Here is a 2,470-nt window from a genome sequence, read left to right as displayed (position 1 = left end):
TAAAGTCCTTTATTTTTTAATAATTCCTCGTGTTTTCCTGACTCAATAATTTTACCATTTTCAAGAACAAAGATAGTGTCTGCATGAGCGATAGATTTGAGACGATGTGTTACTGAAATGATCGTGTGAGCATTCGTATTGTGTCGGGATAATCGCGCAATCATGTCGTCAATTGCTGCACCATTAATAGGGTCAAGGGCAGATGTTGCTTCGTCTAAACATAGAATTCTAGGGTGATTAATCAATGCTCGGGCAATGGTGATACGCTGTACTTGTCCGCCAGAAATTCCGGTTTCATTTTTATGAATCACCGTATCATACTGATGTGAAAACTTTAGGATATCTTGATGGATTTCCGCTTTTTGGGCAGCGATAATAATTTCATCATCCAGCGCATTAAGTTTCCCCATCCGGATATTTTCCATGACACTTAATTCAAATAATTTTGGTTGCTGAGTCACGACACCAATTTGTGAGAGCAGTGACGAAGTAGAAATCAATTGTAAATCGTTGTCATCAAAAGTTATTTTTCCGGATGTTGGACTTGCGTCCTTCAACAATAACTTAATTAAGGTGCTTTTTCCTGAACCACTGGGGCCTACAAAAGCAACAAACTCACCCGCATGAATCTTTATATTCACCCCGGACAATATGTTTCTGTCTCCTATCTTAAATTCAATATTTTGATAGGAAATTTCGCGAGAAAAGGCTAATGGAATCTTCGTTTCCATAGTTCGTATTGACGTTTCTGGGCCAATTAACTCTTCAATATTTTTCAGGCTGGCTTCCGCGCGGTTCAATTGCGGGTAAAGATTTGCTAAACCACTAATAGAGGCATTAACGCTGCCTAATAAGATAATGAATCCAATTAATTCACCCACGCTAAGCTTATTAATGATCACTAAATAAGCGCCGATCGCGAACACTAAAAAACGAGTTAGATTTACCCCTAAATAAGTGGTTCTACTTGCTAATCCTGATCTCAAACTATAATTGTAACTAATCTTTTCATTCTCGATTAGTTTTTCATTAAATTGATTTCTTTTAAACTGTTTTAATCTAAATAACCTTATAATATCAGACATTAATATTCTTTCTTGTATACTTGAAAGAATACCATTTTCGCTTTGTTTTTTGAGAGTCAGAAGATTTGTTGTTAATTTTGAAAAAGAACGAGGCAACAACAGGGTTATAGGCATTATAATCACGATCAGGAGAGTTAATTTCCAGTTGAAGTACACCAATATACTTAATCCTATGATGATCATCGCGGAATAAAGAATAGAAAATGGCAATATATAAAAAATGACGTTTTCTAAAAATGCAATGTCTGTAGAGAATCTTGATAACACATCGCTTTCATTTTTTTCATCAAAAGAATGTTGTTCTATTTTTTGGTATATTTTAAAACGGAGAAGATTAGCTACTTTAGCTCCCAGTATAGAAGAGGTTCTAGATTGAACAAAATTTGCAATAATCAACATTATAAAAGTGGCGCCCAATATGGCCAGCGCAACAACGAGTAGATGAACATTTTTTGAGGTAAGATGCTGTCAAATAGCCATTTAAAAATAATCGGAACGGCGCATTCGTAAATAATTCCAATAGCAATTCCAAATAACAACAAAAAAATAGCACCGGATATTGTTTTTGATATGAAAATAAAGATTTGAAAAACGAGAGTAAGCCAGAGGGTAATTTGTTGCCCGGCGACTCTGCCCCCATTGGTTAATTGATAGTTTTGACTCGGGACGTTCCGCCCTTCCTTTTTAGGATATTTATTAGGCATAAAATGAGAGTCAAAATGAATTTCAATGAGAAGAAACAATACCAGAAGCTTTAAAGCAATACCATTTTTGTTCAATGATTGGGCTACGTAACAAAGCCTATCAGTTATATTCATTAAATCGATCCTGCGCTTTGAAGCACCTAATTCTCTCAAATTAAATTTCTCACAACCATTTAAATATTAGATAATTCTAATATAATAAGTGTTATGAATACATTGACTAACTCTCGCCTTGAGGTCATGAAAAATAATGCTTCCAAGGCAGCACACATGCTCAAACTTCTGGCGAACCCAAAGAGGCTGCTTATTTTATGCCATTTGTTGCAAAATGAATGTACGGTTAGCGAACTTCAGAATTTGGTTGGACTATCTCAATCTGCTTTATCTCAGCATCTTGCGAAAATGAGAAAAAATGGCTTTTTAGCCATTACAAAACAAGGAACTCAGGTTTACTATCACATCAATAAAACTGAAGTAGAGGCGATTTTGTCAACCTTATATTTAATTTATTGCAAGGATTAATTTTTAACTTTTACATTAGAAATAACTAATATTAAAGATAAGGATAGGTAATGTTACGAAGCGGTATAATAATAATAATAATAATAAAACAACAATACTACTACATAGTTATTGTCTCTCTCTCTGAGACTCGTCCAACGGACACACAGGGGATAAACG

The 2,470-nt window shown here is 34.7% G+C and carries 3 protein-coding genes; 1 reads left to right on the top strand and 2 read right to left on the bottom strand.

The genetic code is table 11. The features are described 5' to 3' along the window. Together BN58_RS05890 and BN58_RS05885 are read right to left on the bottom strand one after the other, a co-directional pair. Positions 1 to 1,484 (bottom strand): ABC transporter ATP-binding protein (locus BN58_RS05890; RefSeq protein ID WP_019216048.1); only part of this gene is annotated, 1,484 nt, incomplete at its 3' end. Beyond that, positions 1,484 to 1,942 carry a hypothetical protein gene (locus BN58_RS05885; RefSeq protein WP_156812384.1) on the bottom strand — a complete coding sequence of 153 codons (459 nt, stop codon included), beginning with the start codon at positions 1,940 to 1,942 and terminating at the stop codon, positions 1,484 to 1,486. The genes BN58_RS05885 and BN58_RS05890, both read right to left, overlap by 1 nt. Positions 1,943 to 1,996: 54 nt before the next feature. Between BN58_RS05885 and BN58_RS05880 the strand changes: the two genes are divergently transcribed. Beyond that, on the top strand, positions 1,997 to 2,311 hold the full coding sequence (locus tag BN58_RS05880) for an ArsR/SmtB family transcription factor (protein ID WP_156812383.1): 315 nt from the start codon (positions 1,997 to 1,999) through the stop codon (positions 2,309 to 2,311). Positions 2,312 to 2,470: the final 159 nt, after the last annotated feature.

Origin of the sequence: Legionella tunisiensis (assembly GCF_000308315.1) — a bacterium.
GTDB classification, from domain to species: domain Bacteria; phylum Pseudomonadota; class Gammaproteobacteria; order Legionellales; family Legionellaceae; genus Tatlockia; species Tatlockia tunisiensis.
Note: the sequence above shows the minus strand (reverse complement) of the source record. Positions and strands in the feature narration are given on the sequence as shown.

Bases quoted from the DNA above. Each gene is read 5' to 3' on its own strand.
- BN58_RS05880 (WP_156812383.1), top strand. From the start codon at position 1,997: ATGAATACATTGACTAACTCTCGCCTTGAGGTCATGAAAAATAATGCT.